This is a genomic window from Agrobacterium vitis (assembly GCF_013337045.2).
GTDB classification, from domain to species: Bacteria; Pseudomonadota; Alphaproteobacteria; order Rhizobiales; family Rhizobiaceae; genus Allorhizobium; species Allorhizobium vitis_B.
Genome location: NZ_CP118259.1, coordinates 1,338,396 through 1,354,707, shown reverse-complemented (window position 1 = coordinate 1,354,707; position 16,312 = coordinate 1,338,396). Strand labels below are relative to the sequence as shown.

The following is a 16,312-nucleotide window of genomic DNA, read 5'->3' as shown; positions in this document are numbered from 1 at the left end:
CTTACAACTACCGGAAAGGTTATTTTTTGGGTCTTGCCCGTTTTTAAGGCAGGGCATTGTTTTCAACTACGGCCAAGCGACGGAAAAGCCTGGAGAATTCCACCAATCACATAGAGGTAAATGCCGCTGATAATGAAGGGGATGACCAGGAAAGACGGCGTTTGGAAGTGCATCAGCAACGCCGCGCCCCCCAGCCCGCACCACAGGAAGAACACCGCCAGATTAAGCGGTCTCAGCCGCTTGACCCGGACGGGATGCAGGAAGCTGATCGGCAGGAAGGTGAGCGCCACGGAAATGCCGACCACGATCATCGCTGTCGTCGCCGATGCATCGATGACGAACAGGGTGAAAACGATCATATTCCACACCACCGGAAAGCCGGAGAAGAAATATTCGTCGGTCTTCATGCCCATATCGGCATAGTAGATAGCGCTGGACACCACGATCATTCCGGCAGCGACGAAGGACCAGGGCTGGCCGATCATACCGCTCTGATAAAGCGCAAACGCAGGAAGCAGGACATAGGTGACATAATCGATAATGTTATCGAGCGTATCGCCAGACCAATTGGGCAGGACCTCCTTGACCTTGACCTTGCGGGCAATCGGCCCATCAATGCCGTCCACGGCCAGCGCCAGGCCAAGCCACCAGAACATATCGACAAAACGATGCTCTGCGGCGGCCACGACCCCCAGAAAGGCCAGGAACGAGCCGGAGGCTGTCAGAATATGCACGGAAAACGCGCGCATCTCTGCATAGGGTACGCGCTTATAGTTGAAAATCTTCATAATCCGCCGGTAGAAACCCCTTTGATTGGTTGGGGGATATTCTCTGAATCTGCCCCAAATGCAACCTTTCATCCAGGCTTTACCCGTTTTCCAGCGCTATGCCGCGACATATCGTCATTCGGTTGCGACACACAAGCCCATGGATTTTCAGCGTCAGACACCCTATTTTGCAGATGAATGCATGAAGGAGCAGACGATGGAAACGGTCGATGTCACGGTAATTGGCGCGGGTCTGGCTGGGTCGGTCGCGGCGCTGACGCTGGCACGGCGCGGGCGCAAGGTAACGTTGGTTGCCGGGGATATCCGCCCGAAAGATCGCCGCACCACGGCACTGATGGATCAATCGATCCGCTTTCTTGATCGTCTCGGCCTTTGGGAAGACCTCAAATCCCAAGGCGAAGCGCTTTCGACCATGCAGATCATCGATGGCACCCACCGGCTGCTGCGCGCGCCGCCTGTTGCCTTTCGCAGTTCTGAAATCGGGCTGGCCGCCTTCGGCTATAATTTTGCAAACAGCGATCTTCTCGATGTGTTCGACGCTGCCCTGGCGCGAGAACCCAATCTTACCATTTTGTATCAACAAGCCGCCTCGATTGATTTTACGACCGACACTGCTCGCGTAACCCTTGCCGATAACACCGTTATCGAATGCGATCTGGTGGTCGGTGCCGATGGCCGGCACTCTATGACGCGCGGCGCGGCGGATGTGGCGGTGCGGACCTGGTCCTATCCGCAGACCGCTGTGGTGCTGAATTTTACCCACACCCTGCCCCACAACAATGTCTCGACCGAATTTCATACGGAAACCGGGCCCTTCACTCAGGTGCCGCTCAAAGGCAATCGTTCCAGCCTGGTCTGGGTGGTCGAGCCTGCGGAAGCGGAGCGGCTGACATCCTTGCCGCTCAACGATCTCAGCGCTCTGGTCGAAGCACGCATGCAGTCCCTACTGGGGCAAGTCACGGTCGAAGCACCGGCCCAGGCCTGGCCGCTTTCGGGCATGAGCGCCAACCGCTACGGCAAAGGCCGCGCCGTTTTCATCGGTGAGGCGGCGCATGCCTTCCCGCCCATCGGCGCGCAAGGCCTCAATCTCAGCCTGCGCGACATCATGGCCCTTGAAGATCTTGTCGGGCATGAGCCGCAAAAGCCACTCGGCGCAACGCTTGGCGACCGATTCGACCGCCGCCGCAAGGTAGATGTCTGGAGCCGCACGGCCAGCGTCGATCTTCTGAACCGCTCGCTGCTGTCGTCCTTCCTGCCGGTGCAAATGGTGCGCGCCGCCGGTATTCACCTTCTTTCAAACCTGTCGCCGCTGCGCCATTTTGCCATGCGGGAGGGCGTTGCACCGGGCCGTGGTTTCGGCGCATTTCCGCAAATGATCCGAGACAAGATCAAGTCGCGATTCTGAACCGTGATTTGGCCAATTCCCGTTTATCCGATCCGTGACAGGATCGGAAAGCTCTGCTGAAACCAGATCGCCAGATCGGACACAAAACCAAAGATGAAGGCAAGCCCGGTTGCGACCAGAAGCAGGCCCATGAGCTTTTCCACCAGGCCGAGATGGCGGCGAAACCGGGTAAGAAACCGCATGAAAGCCCCTGAAAAGCCAGCGGCGATCCAGAACGGAATGGCAAGCCCCAGCGAATAGACCGCCAGTAGCACAGCCCCCTGCCCAACTGTGTCACGGGCTGCGGCGACCGCGAGAATAGCACCCAATACAGGGCCGATGCAGGGCGTCCAACCGAAGGCAAAGGCCAGCCCCATCACATAGGCCCCTGTCAGGGTCGCGGGCTTGCCGCCACCTGAAAAGCGCATTTCGCGGGCCAGCAGGCCGATGCGAAACAACCCCAAAAAATTCAGCCCCATGATGATGATGATCAAGCCGCCGATCTTCGACAGCAGATCGAGATGCTGACGCAACATCATACCGATGGAGGAAGCACCTGCCCCGAGCGCCACAAAGACTGTGGCAAAGCCCAGGGTGAAACATAGGGCCGAAAAAATCACCGCCGAGCGCGCCCGCCGGTCGACCGCCACTGCCTCGCCGCGAAACTGCTCGACGCTGACCCCCGCCATATAGCAGAGGTAAGGCGGCACCAGCGGCAAAACACAGGGCGAGAGAAAGGACAGGGTCCCGGCCACAAGCGCCGTCAGAAATGGAATTTCAGCAATCGTCACGATGTCCTCACCGCCCGGTATCTATTTTAATCGGTGTGGTAGCCCCGATGGCAATGACGTGCCAATCACCTTTTTGCCAAAGCCAAAAAACCTCTGGTGAAAATGTGAAAAAAGCTGTTTTTTTGGGTTGACCGAAAACACCGCCCTGCATATGGTCCGCGCACTTCCAGAGGGGCAGTTGCTCCGCTTCGGGAGCGCGTAGCTCAGCCGGTAGAGCAACTGACTTTTAATCAGTAGGTCCAGGGTTCGAATCCCTGCGCGCTCACCACTTTCCTAGAAGATACATCACATCATCTTGGCCCCCGAAGGGGTTAAAACTCGCCTGCAACCTCCCGGCGTCGCAGGTCCAGTTCTTCACTATAGCGGCGAAGCGTGTGGCTTTCGGTCAGCAAGCCGATTGGACGGTTCTGGACGCGGTCGTTCATCACGGCCAGCGCTTCGCTCTGGGTGGAATCAAAGATGGCGGCAGCCTGCTTGACGTTCATGGTCGGCAAAAGCACATCCTTGGTATAGCGCAGATAGGTTTCCAGGCTGCGGCTCTCATCCTCGCGGTCCATTGGATCGGCATAGATTTCCGGCAGAAGCACGATACCGGCATAGCGGCCGTCGTCATTGACCATGATCACTCGCTGGGTCGAGCCCAATGGAAATTGCTTGCAGAATTCCTCAAGCCCCATGGAGAGCTTGGCGGTGCGGACATCGGCGCGCATCATCTTGGCCACCGTCAGGTCACGTATCCAGCCGACATCCTGGGCGCTGCGAATGGTTTCGCCGCGCAAGTGAAAACGCCAGGTGGCGAAGGAATAGCCGAAGGACACCCGCACCACCAGCGAGGTGGTGATGACTGAAGCAAGCACCAGCGCGGTGATTGGAAAGTCGCCGGTCAGTTCCAAGGCCAGAAAGGTCATGGTCAGCGGTCCACCAATGACGGCGGCGGCAAAGGCGCTCATGCCGACCACGGCATAAATCACCGGCGTCAGCGTCAGAACTGGAAACAGCATGGCACCAAAGGCAAAGATCTTGCCGAGCAGCGCACCCATGAACAGCGAGGCGAAAAACAGGCCGCCACGAAAGCCGGAGCCGATGGAGACGGCGCTGGCAATGGATTTCAGGACGAACAGCAGCACCAGCGCATAAAGGCTGCTCTGGGTATTGAGGTTGATATGCAGCGCACCGTGGCCACCGGCCAGAACCTGCGGGGAGACCAGCGCCAGAAGGCCGATGATGATCCCGCCGATCATTGGCCTGAAGGGCTGGGAGATGAAGCTCTTGCGCGCGGTTTCTTCGATGAAGGATACCGCCTGCATGAGGACGATGCCAACGCCTGCGCAGACGATGCCGAGCATGACGGCGGGCAGGTAATCGATTGGGGTGATGTTACCAACCGCACCGATATCGATGGACAGGCCCTGCCCGCCGATCTGGCTGGTAACGATTTTTGCCACCAGCGCCGAGACGATCACCGGGGCGAGCGTCACGACCGTATAGGAGCCGATGATCAGTTCGACCGCGTAGAAAGCGCCGGTCAACGGCGCATCGAAGGCCGCAGCAATGGCGCCAGCCGCCCCGCAGCCGACCAGCAGCCGCAAGTCACCGCGCCGCAGCTTCAGCTTGACACCAAGCTTGGAGGCAAAGCCGGAGGCGATCTGGGTGTAACCGGCCTCGAGCCCCACTGAGGCCCCGAAACCGTTGGAAATGATATTCTGCACGCAAACGATGATGCTGTCAGTCAGCGACAACCGTCCGCCATGCAGCGCATTGGCCTCGATGGGGTCGACCATCGGCTTTTTACGGGTTTTGGACAGGATGAAGACAATAATACCGAGGATGACACCGCCGATTATAGGGCCGCCCAGCACAATAGGTCCGGTAATGCCGCTGCCGCTCAACGTGCCTTCCACGCCAAAGATCAGAAAATGCAGACTGGCGCTTAAGAAACTGACCAGCGACACCAGCAGACCAGCGAGTATGCCGATAATGGCGGCCAGCACCACAAGCCCCAGTTCGCCCCGCCGTAGCAGTGCCTGAAGTCGGGATGCTTTCAGATTGTTGAGAAAGCTGGCTGTGCTGGGAGATTGAAAGGGCTTGTTCAACATCGTCTATCCTGGCCCGCGCCATGTTTTCGAGAAATCAGGCTGAAAGCGTGACCTCGAATTGCATCTGGTCATAGGCCGGCTCGACATGGTCAGGCGTTTCGCGCAGGACGGTGTCGTAATCGAGCGGAATATGCATATGGGTCAATATCGCCCGCTTCGGGGCAAGCCGGTCGATCCACGCCAGCGATTGCGACAGCGACAGATGGCTTGGATGCTCTCTATATTGCAAGGCATCGATAACAAGCACATCCAGCCCGGCCAGGCGTGGCACGGTTTTTTCCGGAAAATCGCTGACATCGCTGCAATAGGCGACATCGCCGATGCGAAAGCCGAGTGAAATAATGTCGCCATGCTGTTGTTCCAGCGGCAGGAGCGCGATGCGCCCGCCTGCGCCATCAATCTCGACTGGACGGTCCATGTCATCGATGAGATGCGGGCGCACGATGGGTGGATAATTGCTACCATCAGGCGTCTTCAGGCAATAGCCGAACCCTGCCTCTATCCGGCGCATGGTTTCCGGCTCGGCATAGATCGGAATGCGTCCGCGCTGCATCAAGGAATAGCCGCGCAGGTCATCGATGCCATGCAGATGGTCGGCATGGGCGTGGCTGTAGACGACGGCGTCCAGCGATTGAACACCCGCACGGATCATCTGTTCACGAAAATCCGGGCCGGTATCGACGAGAACCACGGTCTTGCCGCCATCCGGGCCGATCTGCTCGATCAGGAAAGACGCGCGTGTGCGCCGGTTTTTCGGGTTAGACGGATCGCAATCTCCCCAGTCACCATTGATCCGCGGCACGCCCGGCGACGATGAGCATCCCAGAATGGTGAAGCGGCGGAGATAGGTCATCGGTCACTCAAAGCCTTGGCATTTTTGAAAACAGTCGCAATGCATTATCCGTGGTGATCGCGGCGATGTCCGCGTAGCTGACACCCTTGACCTCGGCCAGCACCTCCGCCGTATTGACGACATAGGATGGTTCGTTGCGTTTTCCACGCCAGCGCTTTGGCGCAAGGTAAGGCGCGTCGGTCTCCACCAGCAGCCGGTCCATCGGCAGATCCTTGGCGATATCGCGCAATTCCTGTGACTTTGGAAAGGTCAGGATGCCGGAAAAGGAAATATAGCCACCCAGCTCGACACCGGTTTTCGCCAAAGCCTCGCCAGCCGAAAAGCAATGCAGAATGAAGGGAAACGCACCCTTGGCCGTCTCCTCGCGCAGGATCTGCGCCATGTCGTCATCGGCGCTGCGGCTATGGATCACCAGCGGCAATTGCGTGCGGCGCGACGCCTCGATATGACGCAGGAAGCCGGTTTTCTGGTCTTCAGGCGTCTGGGTATCGTAGAAGTAATCCAGGCCGCATTCGCCGATGGCAACGACTTTTTCATGCGTCTCGGCCAGTCGCACCAGATCGTCGGCGCCAATATCCAGCTCTTCATTGGCATTGTTTGGATGGGTGCCGACCGAGCAGAATACCGAAGGGTAGCGCTCGGTCAGCGCCAAAAGCGCCGGAAGCTTGGCGACGCGGGTGGAGATCGTCACCATCTGCTTGACGCCTGCGTCATGGGCGCGCTTCACCAGCGCGTCTCGCTCTTCCTCGAAATCGGCGAAATCCAGATGGCAATGGGTATCGATCAACATCACTCAGGCCCTGTCTGCTGCTTTGTCTGCAACCTTGTCTGCGTCAGGGGCAACGTAGCGCGGGAAGACCGGTGAGACGGCAGGAAGCTCCGTTCCGGGCGTCAAGCGACCGGCCTTGCCCAGTTTGGCGAACACCCGATCATCCGGTGCAATGGCCACGAGATCAAGCAGCTTCGCAGCACTATCGGGCATGATCGGCTGGAACAGGATGGCGATCTGCCGCACCACTTCCGCCGTCACATACAGCACCGTTTCCATGCGCGGCACATCCGTCTTGCGCAGCACCCAAGGTGCCTGGGCAGCGAAATAGCGGTCGGCTTCGTTGACGATGTTCATGATCGCGCCCACGGCCTTATGGATCTGCTGGCGGGACATTTCCTCACGGCAGATGGCAATCGCTTCATCCGCCGTGGCGAGAATAGCCTCGTCGGCCTCGGTCAGCGGGCCGGGCTGCGGCACCTTGCCGTCGAGGTTCTTGGCGATCATCGACAGCGAACGGCTGGCAAGATTGCCGATGCCGTTGGCGAGATCGGCATTGATGCGCGGAGCAATAAGCTCAGCATTACAATTGCCATCCTGCCCAAAAGAGATTTCGCGGCACAGGAAATAACGGACATTATCAAGACCGAACTGCTGCAACAGGTCAAAGGGGTCAACCACATTCCCAAGCGATTTTGACATCTTCTCGCCCTTGTTCAGGACGAATCCGTGGGCGAAAATTCGCTTCGGCAACGCAACACCCGCCGACAGCAGGAAAGCCGGCCAGTAGACGGCGTGGAATCGAATGATATCCTTACCGATAATATGGGCATCTGCCGGCCAGTATTTGGCGCGCGGACCGCTTTCATCCGTCAGATAGCCGGTGGCTGTAATGTAATTGGTCAGCGCATCAACCCAGACATACATGACATGCTTGTCATCGCCGGGTACCTTGATACCCCAGTCAAAGGTGGTGCGCGACATCGACAGGTCCTTGAGACCGGACTTGACGAAGGACAGCACCTCATTGCGGCGCTCGTTGGGGCCAATGAAATCCGGTTGATCCTCATAGAGCTTCAGCAGCTTGTCTTCATAGGCTGAAAGACGGAAGAAATAGCTCTCCTCCTCCACCCATTCCACCGGCGTTCCCTGTGGCCCATAGCGAACGCCATCGGCGCGCACTTCGGTTTCGTCTTCGGCGTAATAGGCCTCGTCGCGCACCGAGTACCAGCCCGCATAGCTGTCCTTGTAGATGTCGCCGTTTTTCTCCATCCGCTTCCAGATTTCCTGGCTGGCGGCGTGGTGGCGGGCTTCCGTGGTGCGGATGAAATCGTCGTTGGAGGCATTGAGCAGCTTGCCCATGGCGCGGAATTCGTCAGAATTGCGCTTTGCCAGCTCCTCTGGCGCAATGCCTTCGTTGCGGGCGGTCTGCTGCATTTTCTGGCCATGCTCGTCGGTGCCGGTCAGGAAGAACACGTCCTTACCATCCAGCCGCTGGAAGCGCGCCATCGCATCCGTGGCGATCAGTTCATAGGCATGGCCGATATGCGGTTTGCCGTTCGGATAGGAAATGGCGGTGGTGATGTAGAACGTATCTTTCATGGGTCGGCCCTTGCAGTCCGCTTTATCGATCAGGAATGTCCGCCGCTCTTAGCGCATGTCGCCGCGTTGCGAAACAACAAGTTTCTCGGCCAAGCGCTTTGCGCATGAGGTCTTCGCCTTGACCGGCGTGCATTCCTTTCGCTAGATCGCTTTCATCGGCCCTGTCCGAATCCGAGGAGGCGACGTTCTGACCGGTTTTTCATTCGATCCAATGGTTTCGCTTTCAGGCTTTTTCGTGGGAGCTCTGGTTGGTATTACCGGCGTCGGCGGCGCATCGCTGATGACGCCGTTGATGGTGCTGCTGTTTGGCATTCATCCGGCAACCGCCGTGGGAACCGACCTTCTCTATGCGGCAATCACCAAGATGGCGGGTGCGGCCGTGCATCATCGCCACGGACATATCCGCTGGCGGCTGGTCGGCCTGCTGGCGCTGGGCAGCATTCCGGCCACGTCGGTGACGCTCTGGCTGATGAGCGGTGTTGACAGGAAAAGCGCCCATTCCACCGACCTCCTGACCACCAGCCTCGGCATCATGCTGATGATCACTGCACTCATCCTGCTGTTTCGCGATCTGCTGATGCGCTATGAAATCAACTGGCTTCAAGCCCATCGCAGCCCGAGCCCGCGCGCCATTGCAATCGGCACTGTCGTTCTTGGTCTGGTGTTGGGTGCAGTCGTTACGCTGACTTCGGTTGGCGCTGGGGCCATCGGCGTCACCGTGCTGCTGTTTCTCTACCCACGTGCCGCCATCAACGATATCGTTGGCTCTGATATTGCTCACGCCATTCCGCTGACGCTGATCGGGGGTATCGGCTATTGGGTAATCGGCGATGTCAACTGGGTGCTGCTGGGCTCGCTGCTGATCGGATCCATTCCCGGAATCGTCATGGGAAGTTATGCGGCACCACGCCTGCCGGAAAAAGCGGTGAGAATGATCTTGGCGCTTATTCTGGTGATCGTCGCGGCAAAGCTGATCGCGCTATAGAACCCGATCAAGCTTATACAGCCGCGACCTCACCAAGAATTTCCAACAGCGTCTGCTTCCGGTCGAGGTTATAGGCCCCGGCCACGCCAAGCTTTTCGACGATGGCACTGGAAAGCCGCGATAGCCGTTCGGCCCGGGCAAGATCACCGGCCATGGCGACTTCACGCGCATTGTCCATCAGGAATTCGGACAGGTGCTCGGTGAAGAAATGATAGATCACATCGCTGTCTTTGGCTGACAGCGCATCGGCCAGCTTATGCATCTGCCGTCTTGCCGCCGGGCCCTCGCTCGCCAGGGTCGCATTAAAGGCAGCGATGATTTCCATGCCGCCGTAATTAATCAGTTTCAACGCCTGCGACACGCTGCCCTTGGAGAGATCGGAAAGCGCCGCCATCTGCTCCACAGGAGGCGAAACATCCAGATGCGCCAGCGCGCTGGCCAGATCGTCCACGCCAAGCGTTTGTAATTTCAGCGGCATGCAGCGTGAGCGGATGGTGGGCAAAAGCTTGCCCGGCGCATGCGACAGAACCAGGAATAGCGACCGTTTCGGTGGCTCCTCCAGCACTTTCAAAATCGCATTAGCCGCATTGCGGTTCATGTCGTCGGCGGGATCGAGAATAACGATGCGCCAATTGCCACCGCCTGAGGTCTGGGAAAAGAAATGCCCGGCCTTGCGGATTTCCTCCACCGTAATCGAGGCTTTTACCCTACCGGTCTTCTCATCCACCGGTCGGGCGATATGCAGGAGGTTATGCGAGGCACCGGACGCAATTTGGCGTCCGACCAGCGAGTTGGGGTCCGGGTCTGCGAGGACAAAGGGCGCGCTGGCGGGGTCGGGATGCGACAGGACATGATGGGCAAAGCGGAAGGCCAGCGTTGCCTTGCCGATCCCTTCCGGCCCTTCGATCAGGATCGCATGATGCAGCTTGCCGGATTGGTAGGAACTGGCCAGAAACTGTTCCGCCGCGCCATGGCCAAACAGCCTGTCATTGGCAAAAGGCGCAATGGCGCCATCGAGAAGACCGGGCTTTTCCATCCTAGTGCCTTCCGTGGTTTGGAGGCAGAATCGGCTTCACGGCAGCAAAAATCTCCTCCGCGATCTGCTCGATCCCGGCTCGCGCATCCACCACTCTGCAACGCGCAGGCTCGGCCCGCGCAATAGCTTGAAAAGCCTCGCGGCGGCGTTCGTGAATGGCGATTTCCTCTTTCTCGAAACGATCAGGCGCATCTTCTCCCAAGGCCCCAGCCCGGTTTTTCGCCCGCGCCAATCCGATATTTGCCGGCAGATCGAGGATGATCGTCAGGTCCGGCACCACGCCGTCCACGGCAATGGCTTGCAGCCGCTCGATGAAGGCAGAAGAGAGATTGCCGGTCGCGCCCTGATAGACCCGCGAGGAATCCATGAAGCGGTCGCAAAGCACCACATCGCCCCGCAGCAGCGCGGGGCGCAGCCGGGCTTCGACATGGTCATTGCGGGCGGCGGCAAACAGGATGGCTTCCATTTCCACCCCGAACGGCTCGGCGGCACCCGACAGCAGCACATGTCGCAAGGCCTCGGCGCAGGGTGAGCCACCCGGTTCTCGGCTGATGACGACGGCAAAGCCGAGTGCCTCCAGCGCGTTTGCCAGAAGCCTGATCTGGGTGGACTTGCCCGCGCCCTCGCCGCCTTCGAATGTTACGAATAATCCGCTGCCAACCGACACTGATCCGCTTTCTTTCCTGTTTAGAGCGTTTCGGTGTTTCATGGAAACACCGAAACGCTCTAAACTTTTGTTTTTACGCATTTCCGGACGGAAAACCGGTTCCCACGTTTCGGTCCGTTGCTCTAGAACCGCTGTGTAACGCAAGCTTGCGCCCTGGGAAACCTCTGTCGGCTCAAACCCAGGAAAACAGCAGTTCCACCAGTGCGTCACGGGTGCGTTTGACCAGTGATCCCAGCGTTGACGGCGATGCGGCCTGAAGCGGCATGTCACGCAGCAGCTTATCGCCGAGCATGACCTTCAAATGCCCGACCTGCTGGCCCTGGGCAACGCCGGGGCGCAATGGCCAGGGATAGATCACCTTGGCTTCCAGCTTATCGCTTGCGCCAACCGGCAGATAGACATCAACCGGCTGCGGCGAGACCAGCGGTACCTGTGCCGGTTCCCCACCATAAACGCTGGCCTCGCCGATCACTTGCCCCGCCTCAAACAGGCGGCGCTTCTCAAAGGCGGAAAAGCCCCAGGCCAGCGCCTTTGCCGCATCCTCCTGCCGAGACTTGTCACTTTCGCTGCCCGCCAGGCCGAGATAGAGCCGCACGCCATTCTGCTGCGCGGAGGCGACGATGGAATAGCCTTCCCCTTCGGCAAAGCCTGCCGCCAGGCCATCCACACCGGGTGACTGGCCAAGAAGCGGATTGCGATTGCGCTGGAAAATCTTGTTCCACTCGAAATCCGGCTGGGCGTAGAGCGCATAGAAATCCGGGTAATTGGACTTGAGCGCCTGCGCCAGCGTGATCATGTCGCGCAGGCTGACTTTATTACCGGGATCGGGAAGGCCGGTTGCATTGGCAAAATGGCTGTCCTTCAGGCCAAGCGCTGCCGCCCGTTCATTCATCAGCTTGACGAAACCCTGCTCCGATCCGGCCATGCCTTCGGCAAGGATCAAGCAGGCATCATTGGCCATCTGCACCATGACGCCCTTCAGCAACGCCTCCACCGGCACGCGCGAGCGCACGGCAGCAAACATCGTCGCCGTGCGTGACGGCGCGCCACCGGTGCGCCAGGCAAATTCGGAAACGGGAAACTCCTGGGACAGCGTCAGGCGACCGGATTTCAGCGCATCGAGCACCACTTCCGCAACCATCATCTTGGAGAGAGAGGCCGAGGTGAAGGGCTGATCGCTGTTCTTTTCAAACAGCACACTGCCGGTTTCGGCCTCGATCAGCAGGACCTGCTTGGCCTCGGTGGCGTAGACGGCGGGCGTTGCCGTGTCGGCTGCCGCTCCTTGCGCAAACGTGCTGGTCTGAAAACTTACGCCGTAGAAAAGTGCTGCAAGCAGCACAAGCATCTTTCTATAGTATGATCCACCATACGCCCAGAAGCGCTTTGTGACCGGCAAGCCGATATGCATCGCCATCCTTCACCAACAATAATATGCTGGACGGCGAGAATCGCGACCGGCATCTATAATGGATAGGTTTTATGGAGGAAGGCGTCTACCCTTGAAAGCGGCTAGAGCAAGGCTCGAACAAGCCTCACCAGCGCCAGTTGGGATCAACCTTCATTGGGATTGGAATAGGCATTGGCTGTTACCGGAGCCGGGCCAACATGCCAGCCGGGCGGCAGGCCGCCATTGGACGGTGCAGCCACGGGCTTTTGACGGGTCGCAGTGGCTCGAACCGGCTGCGGTGCGGCCACAGGCGCCATCTCCCGGCGAGCAACGCCGGTGCTGGCAGCATTGCGCGGCTGCGGCATCGGCTCAGCGGAGGCAATGGCCGGAGCCTGCCATTCACGGGTCGGCTCAATGCGGGTCGGTTCTGGCCGCGATACGGCGACCGGCTGATGCTGGACCGGGCGCGGTGCATTGGCACTGGCGGAAGACGGATAGGAGTTGCTGCCGTAAGCCGTGGCAGACGCCGGCGCAATAACCGGTTTTGCAGTTTTGGGCTGCGGTGCAGAAGCGCTGGCCGGGCCTGCGAAACGGCCGAAGAAATTCTGCTGCGGCGCATTCGACGCCACCATCACACCACTGGCGATCTGGCCTCCACCGAAGGGATCGACGCCGGGAACGCGCTGGCCCTTGCGGACATAAGACGCCATCAGATAGGGCATGTCATGGCCGGTCATATCGGCTGGGCCGACATATTTGACCTTCACATGGGCCGTGCCATGACCCTTGACGTCAAGAAGTTCTGCTGCCTTGTCGGAAAGGTCGATCAGGCGATTGGCGTGAAACGGGCCACGGTCGTTGACGCGGACAATGACCGAACTGCCGGTATCGAGATTGGTAACGCGAGCATAGCTGGGCAGCGGCATGGTCGGGTGGGCGGCGGAAATGCCGTATTGGTCATAGACTTCGCCATTGGCGGTGTAGCGACCATGGAAAGCCGAGCCATACCAGGAAGCAAGCCCGGAGGCTTCGTAATTGGGGTTTTCGCGCGGCTTATAAACCTTGCCAGCGACCACGTAAGGGTTTCCGACCAGACGGCGACCGCCGCCTTTTGGCACAGGGCCGTTTTCCACCACACGCGGGCTGGCCTTCACGCCATAGGCGGATTCGGCAAAATATTCCTTGCTGCGTTTCTTGGTCGTGCTGACCTTGCTGACATCATGGTTGGCGCCACAGGACGTCACCGCCACGCCCGCCAGAACAACCCATGCCATCCGCAAACATCCGGAAACTGAACGCCGCTGCAAAACCATTTTTACCGTCATCGCACCGACACACCAATCAGGACCGCAAGACGGCCATTGCAAAGAATAAATGTCAAATTTTAGTCCCCCGAAGTGACACAGGACTGTGCCACAATAGAAATGGGGATAAAATGGCGAAAATGCGATTATGGTTAAGGCGTTAGGGGGAATAGTTCGCGTTATGGTTAATGAAGAGTTAATCGCAAGCCTTCAAATCGACAACCCTACCCATCATCAGGGAGCACGTCTTGCGCCTCCCGCGGTTATACCGACCGGGTCAGTCCACCATCCACTTTGAGATTTTGGCCGGTGATATAGCCCGCACCTTCGGATGCCAGGAAGGCGACGGTCGCGGCAATCTCAGCACTTGTGCCATATCGCTTCATCGGAACAGCATCCTGGCGCTCTTCGGTCGCGGGCAGGCTGTCAATCCAGCCCGGCAGAACATTGTTCATGCGAATATTGTCAGCGGCATAGGTATCCGCAAAAATCTTCGTATAGGCGGCAAGACCGGCGCGAAATACCGCCGAGGTCGGAAACATCGACGAGGGTTCAAACGCCCAGGCGGTAGAAATATTGATGATGGCGCCCGATTTTTGCGTCTGCATGATCGATGTAACGAGACGGACAGGACGAACGACGTTCATCAGATAAACGTCCATGCCCATATGCCATTGCTCGTCGGTGATCTCAATGATCTGGGCGCGCGGGCCGTGACCGGCGCTGTTGACCAGCACATCGATCCGACCCCAGGTGTCCATGGTGGTATCGATCAGACGCACCAGGTCGTCACTGGATTGATTGGACCCGGTTACGCCAATACCACCAAGTTCCCCTGCCAGTGCCTCGCCCTTGCCGGAAGATGACAGGATGGCGACCTTGTAGCCATCGGCAGCAAGACGTCTGGCGCATTCTGCTCCCATGCCGCTTCCACCAGCCGTAACAACAGCAACTTTCTCTGCGGACATGATATCTCTCCCAAGGGCGAACCGGAAAATTATGCAACAGCGCTGCCCACCGTAATCCGTTCGTGCGGCAGAAACACTGTCGCACGAAACTTGGTATCGACAATACAGCGCCGAAAATCAGCCGACGAATGCCCGCTCGATGACGAATTCGGCTGGCTTGTTGTTCGCACCTTCTGTCAGCCCCGCCTTTTCCAGCAGCGCCTTGGTGTCCTTCAACATCGCCGTCGAGCCGCAGATCATTCCACGGTCAATGGCTGGGTCCAGCGCCGGGACGCCGAGGTCGGTAAACAGCTTGCCGTTTTCGATCAGGTCGGTGATCCGGCCCATGAAGGGATAGTCTTCGCGGGTGGCGGTGGCGTAATGTTTCAGCTTGTCGCCGACGATTTCGCTCAGCATTTCATCGGCCTTGATTTCGGAAATCAGGTCGAACCCATATTTCAGCTCGGCGACATCGCGGCAGGTATGCGTGAGGATGACTTCCTCGAATTTCTCATAGGTTTCCGGGTCACGGATCAGGCTGGCGAACGGCGCAATGCCGGTGCCGGTCGAGAACATATAAAGCCGCTTGCCGGGCGTCAGCGCGTCCAGCACCAGGGTACCGGTCGGCTTCTTGCGCATCAACACCCGGTCGCCCGGCTGAATCCGCTGCAAATGCTGGGTGAGCGGGCCGTTCGGCACCTTGATGGAGAAAAATTCCAGTTCCTCGTCCCAGGACGGGCTGGCGATGGAATAGGCGCGGTAGAGCGGCTTACCCTCCACCATCAGGCCGATCATCGCGAACTCGCCCGAACGGAAGCGAAAACCGGCAGGCCGGGTCATCCGGAAGCGGAACAGGTGGTCGGTATAATGCGTCACGCTCAGCACCGTTTCGGCATAGACGCCTTCCGGGACGATTAGTTCGGCATTGTCGGTCTTTGCAGGAGCATTCATCAGCGTTCGGGTCCTTCAAATCTCACGTCGAACTGCCGCGGATCAGGGCGTGTTCGGTCATGCATTATCCGCCTTGGCGGGCCAATTACTGTAAAATCCCACGCATGACCAGAGGCCACACGTAGATGCGATCATAAACCGCAGCAGCGCACGCTTTCCGGGAGGCGGAAAGCGTGCAACCGACAGTGAGGCGAGACGCGCAGCAAGGCCATTATTATCGTTCCTTATGAGTACTCAGCTCCTCAAGACGCAGACCGGCGGCGCCAGCTATAACCACCAACCTCAGCGGCTGGCTGGGCAGTTGGCTGATAGTGATTGGCAATCCCCGGCAGACGCCCCTCTTCCAGCCGTTTCAGCGCCACCGCATTGGTCACAGCAAAGCTATCGAAGCCGGTGCGCAGCATCAACGGCACCTGATCGATCAGCACGTCGCCCACCGCCCGCAATTCGCCCTGATAACCAAGTCTGTCGCGCAGCAGCGAAGCATGGCTGAAGCCACGGCCATCGTTATAGGCCGGAAACTTCACGGCAATGATGGCGATGCGGTCGAGATAGGGTTTCAACTTCGTCACGTCATCGGCTGGCGCGATGACCACGCCGAGATCGACGGCATTGCTGTCTTCGGCCGCAGCGATAAAGGCATCCAGCGGCAGAAGCGCCTTCTGGCCCTCAGCCGCTTTCACCTCTTCGGTCTCCTCCAGCCAGATGTCCTGTGCGGCGAAACCGGTTTCGGTCCAGATACGGGTCATGAT

At 58.7% G+C, this 16,312-nt stretch carries 15 protein-coding genes and 1 tRNA gene; 3 read left to right on the top strand and 13 right to left on the bottom strand.

Translation table 11 applies throughout. The annotated features are described in order from the left end of the window. Nucleotides 1–62: 62 nt before the first annotated feature. Nucleotides 63–788 (bottom strand): phosphatidylcholine synthase, encoded by a 726-nt coding sequence (pcsA, locus tag G6L01_RS06390; RefSeq protein ID WP_015915968.1) that lies wholly within the window; start codon nt 786–788, stop codon nt 63–65. 196 nt (nt 789–984) lie between these two features. Here pcsA and G6L01_RS06385 point away from each other — a divergent pair, with 196 nt between their 5' ends. Further along, complete coding sequence (locus tag G6L01_RS06385) at nt 985–2,193, top strand: UbiH/UbiF family hydroxylase (protein WP_070165112.1); 1,209 nt, start codon at nt 985–987, stop codon at nt 2,191–2,193. Nucleotides 2,194–2,216: 23 nt separating this feature from the next. Here the strand turns inward: G6L01_RS06385 and G6L01_RS06380 are convergent, their stop codons facing one another. Continuing rightward, nucleotides 2,217–2,963: a cytochrome c biogenesis CcdA family protein gene (locus G6L01_RS06380; RefSeq protein WP_070164653.1), complete on the bottom strand. Its 747-nt coding sequence runs from the start codon at nt 2,961–2,963 to the stop codon at nt 2,217–2,219. 192 nt (nt 2,964–3,155) lie between these two features. On the opposite strand from G6L01_RS06380, the gene G6L01_RS06375 reads away from it, so the two are divergent. Then, nucleotides 3,156–3,231 (top strand) — tRNA-Lys (locus G6L01_RS06375). A gap of 43 nt (nt 3,232–3,274) precedes the next feature. Here the strand turns inward: G6L01_RS06375 and G6L01_RS06370 are convergent. From G6L01_RS06370 to metG, 4 genes are read right to left on the bottom strand one after another with little or no spacing between them, the layout of a single operon-like run. Beyond that, the gene (locus G6L01_RS06370) at nt 3,275–5,059 is read right to left on the bottom strand and encodes a chloride channel protein (protein ID WP_071206365.1); all 1,785 of its coding nucleotides are present in this window, start codon (nt 5,057–5,059) and stop codon (nt 3,275–3,277) included. Nucleotides 5,060–5,093: 34 nt separating this feature from the next. Beyond that, on the bottom strand, nt 5,094–5,912 hold the full coding sequence (locus G6L01_RS06365; RefSeq protein WP_070164651.1) for an MBL fold metallo-hydrolase: 819 nt from the start codon (nt 5,910–5,912) through the stop codon (nt 5,094–5,096). A gap of 7 nt (nt 5,913–5,919) precedes the next feature. Next, the gene (locus tag G6L01_RS06360; RefSeq protein ID WP_070164650.1) at nt 5,920–6,702 is read right to left on the bottom strand and encodes a TatD family hydrolase; all 783 of its coding nucleotides are present in this window, start codon (nt 6,700–6,702) and stop codon (nt 5,920–5,922) included. 3 nt (nt 6,703–6,705) lie between these two features. Further along, a complete protein-coding gene (gene metG / locus G6L01_RS06355) occupies nt 6,706–8,283 on the bottom strand; it encodes a methionine--tRNA ligase (protein ID WP_070164649.1) in 1,578 nt (525 codons plus the stop codon). Nucleotides 8,284–8,494: 211 nt separating this feature from the next. Here metG and G6L01_RS06350 point away from each other — a divergent pair, with 211 nt between their 5' ends. Further along, a complete protein-coding gene (locus G6L01_RS06350) occupies nt 8,495–9,268 on the top strand; it encodes a sulfite exporter TauE/SafE family protein (RefSeq protein ID WP_070164648.1) in 774 nt (257 codons plus the stop codon). Between the two features lie 13 nt (nt 9,269–9,281). Here the strand turns inward: G6L01_RS06350 and G6L01_RS06345 are convergent, their stop codons facing one another. The 7 genes from G6L01_RS06345 to G6L01_RS06315 form a co-directional block, all read right to left on the bottom strand. Further along, on the bottom strand, nt 9,282–10,304 hold the full coding sequence (locus G6L01_RS06345) for a DNA polymerase III subunit delta' (protein ID WP_070164647.1): 1,023 nt from the start codon (nt 10,302–10,304) through the stop codon (nt 9,282–9,284). A 1-nt stretch (nt 10,305) separates the two neighbouring features. Beyond that, entirely contained in the window at nt 10,306–10,971 is a 666-nt protein-coding gene (gene tmk, locus G6L01_RS06340) for a dTMP kinase (protein ID WP_070164646.1), read from the bottom strand. A gap of 172 nt (nt 10,972–11,143) precedes the next feature. After that, entirely contained in the window at nt 11,144–12,316 is a 1,173-nt protein-coding gene (locus tag G6L01_RS06335; protein ID WP_070165111.1) for a D-alanyl-D-alanine carboxypeptidase family protein, read from the bottom strand. Nucleotides 12,317–12,522: 206 nt separating this feature from the next. Then, nucleotides 12,523–13,632 (bottom strand): septal ring lytic transglycosylase RlpA family protein, encoded by a 1,110-nt coding sequence (locus G6L01_RS06330; RefSeq protein ID WP_070164645.1) that lies wholly within the window; start codon nt 13,630–13,632, stop codon nt 12,523–12,525. A 293-nt stretch (nt 13,633–13,925) separates the two neighbouring features. Then, nucleotides 13,926–14,630 carry an SDR family oxidoreductase gene (locus G6L01_RS06325; RefSeq protein ID WP_071206363.1) on the bottom strand — a complete coding sequence of 235 codons (705 nt, stop codon included), beginning with the start codon at nt 14,628–14,630 and terminating at the stop codon, nt 13,926–13,928. Nucleotides 14,631–14,747: 117 nt separating this feature from the next. Next, the gene (locus G6L01_RS06320; RefSeq protein WP_060715569.1) at nt 14,748–15,560 is read right to left on the bottom strand and encodes a ferredoxin--NADP reductase; all 813 of its coding nucleotides are present in this window, start codon (nt 15,558–15,560) and stop codon (nt 14,748–14,750) included. A 242-nt stretch (nt 15,561–15,802) separates the two neighbouring features. Next, nucleotides 15,803–16,309 (bottom strand): DUF934 domain-containing protein, encoded by a 507-nt coding sequence (locus tag G6L01_RS06315; RefSeq protein WP_070164643.1) that lies wholly within the window; start codon nt 16,307–16,309, stop codon nt 15,803–15,805. Nucleotides 16,310–16,312: the final 3 nt, after the last annotated feature.

Coding starts and splice junctions, on each gene's coding strand:
- G6L01_RS06345 (WP_070164647.1), bottom strand. CDS start 10,304: ATGGAAAAGCCCGGTCTTCTCGATGGCGCCATTGCGCCTTTTGCCAAT.
- metG (WP_070164649.1), bottom strand. CDS start 8,283: ATGAAAGATACGTTCTACATCACCACCGCCATTTCCTATCCGAACGGC.
- G6L01_RS06350 (WP_070164648.1), top strand. CDS start 8,495: ATGGTTTCGCTTTCAGGCTTTTTCGTGGGAGCTCTGGTTGGTATTACC.
- G6L01_RS06320 (WP_060715569.1), bottom strand. CDS start 15,560: ATGAATGCTCCTGCAAAGACCGACAATGCCGAACTAATCGTCCCGGAA.
- G6L01_RS06330 (WP_070164645.1), bottom strand. CDS start 13,632: ATGGCATGGGTTGTTCTGGCGGGCGTGGCGGTGACGTCCTGTGGCGCC.
- G6L01_RS06385 (WP_070165112.1), top strand. CDS start 985: ATGGAAACGGTCGATGTCACGGTAATTGGCGCGGGTCTGGCTGGGTCG.
- G6L01_RS06315 (WP_070164643.1), bottom strand. CDS start 16,309: ATGACCCGTATCTGGACCGAAACCGGTTTCGCCGCACAGGACATCTGG.
- G6L01_RS06360 (WP_070164650.1), bottom strand. CDS start 6,702: ATGTTGATCGATACCCATTGCCATCTGGATTTCGCCGATTTCGAGGAA.
- pcsA (WP_015915968.1), bottom strand. CDS start 788: ATGAAGATTTTCAACTATAAGCGCGTACCCTATGCAGAGATGCGCGCG.
- G6L01_RS06335 (WP_070165111.1), bottom strand. CDS start 12,316: ATGCTTGTGCTGCTTGCAGCACTTTTCTACGGCGTAAGTTTTCAGACC.
- G6L01_RS06370 (WP_071206365.1), bottom strand. CDS start 5,059: ATGTTGAACAAGCCCTTTCAATCTCCCAGCACAGCCAGCTTTCTCAAC.
- G6L01_RS06325 (WP_071206363.1), bottom strand. CDS start 14,630: ATGTCCGCAGAGAAAGTTGCTGTTGTTACGGCTGGTGGAAGCGGCATG.
- G6L01_RS06365 (WP_070164651.1), bottom strand. CDS start 5,912: ATGACCTATCTCCGCCGCTTCACCATTCTGGGATGCTCATCGTCGCCG.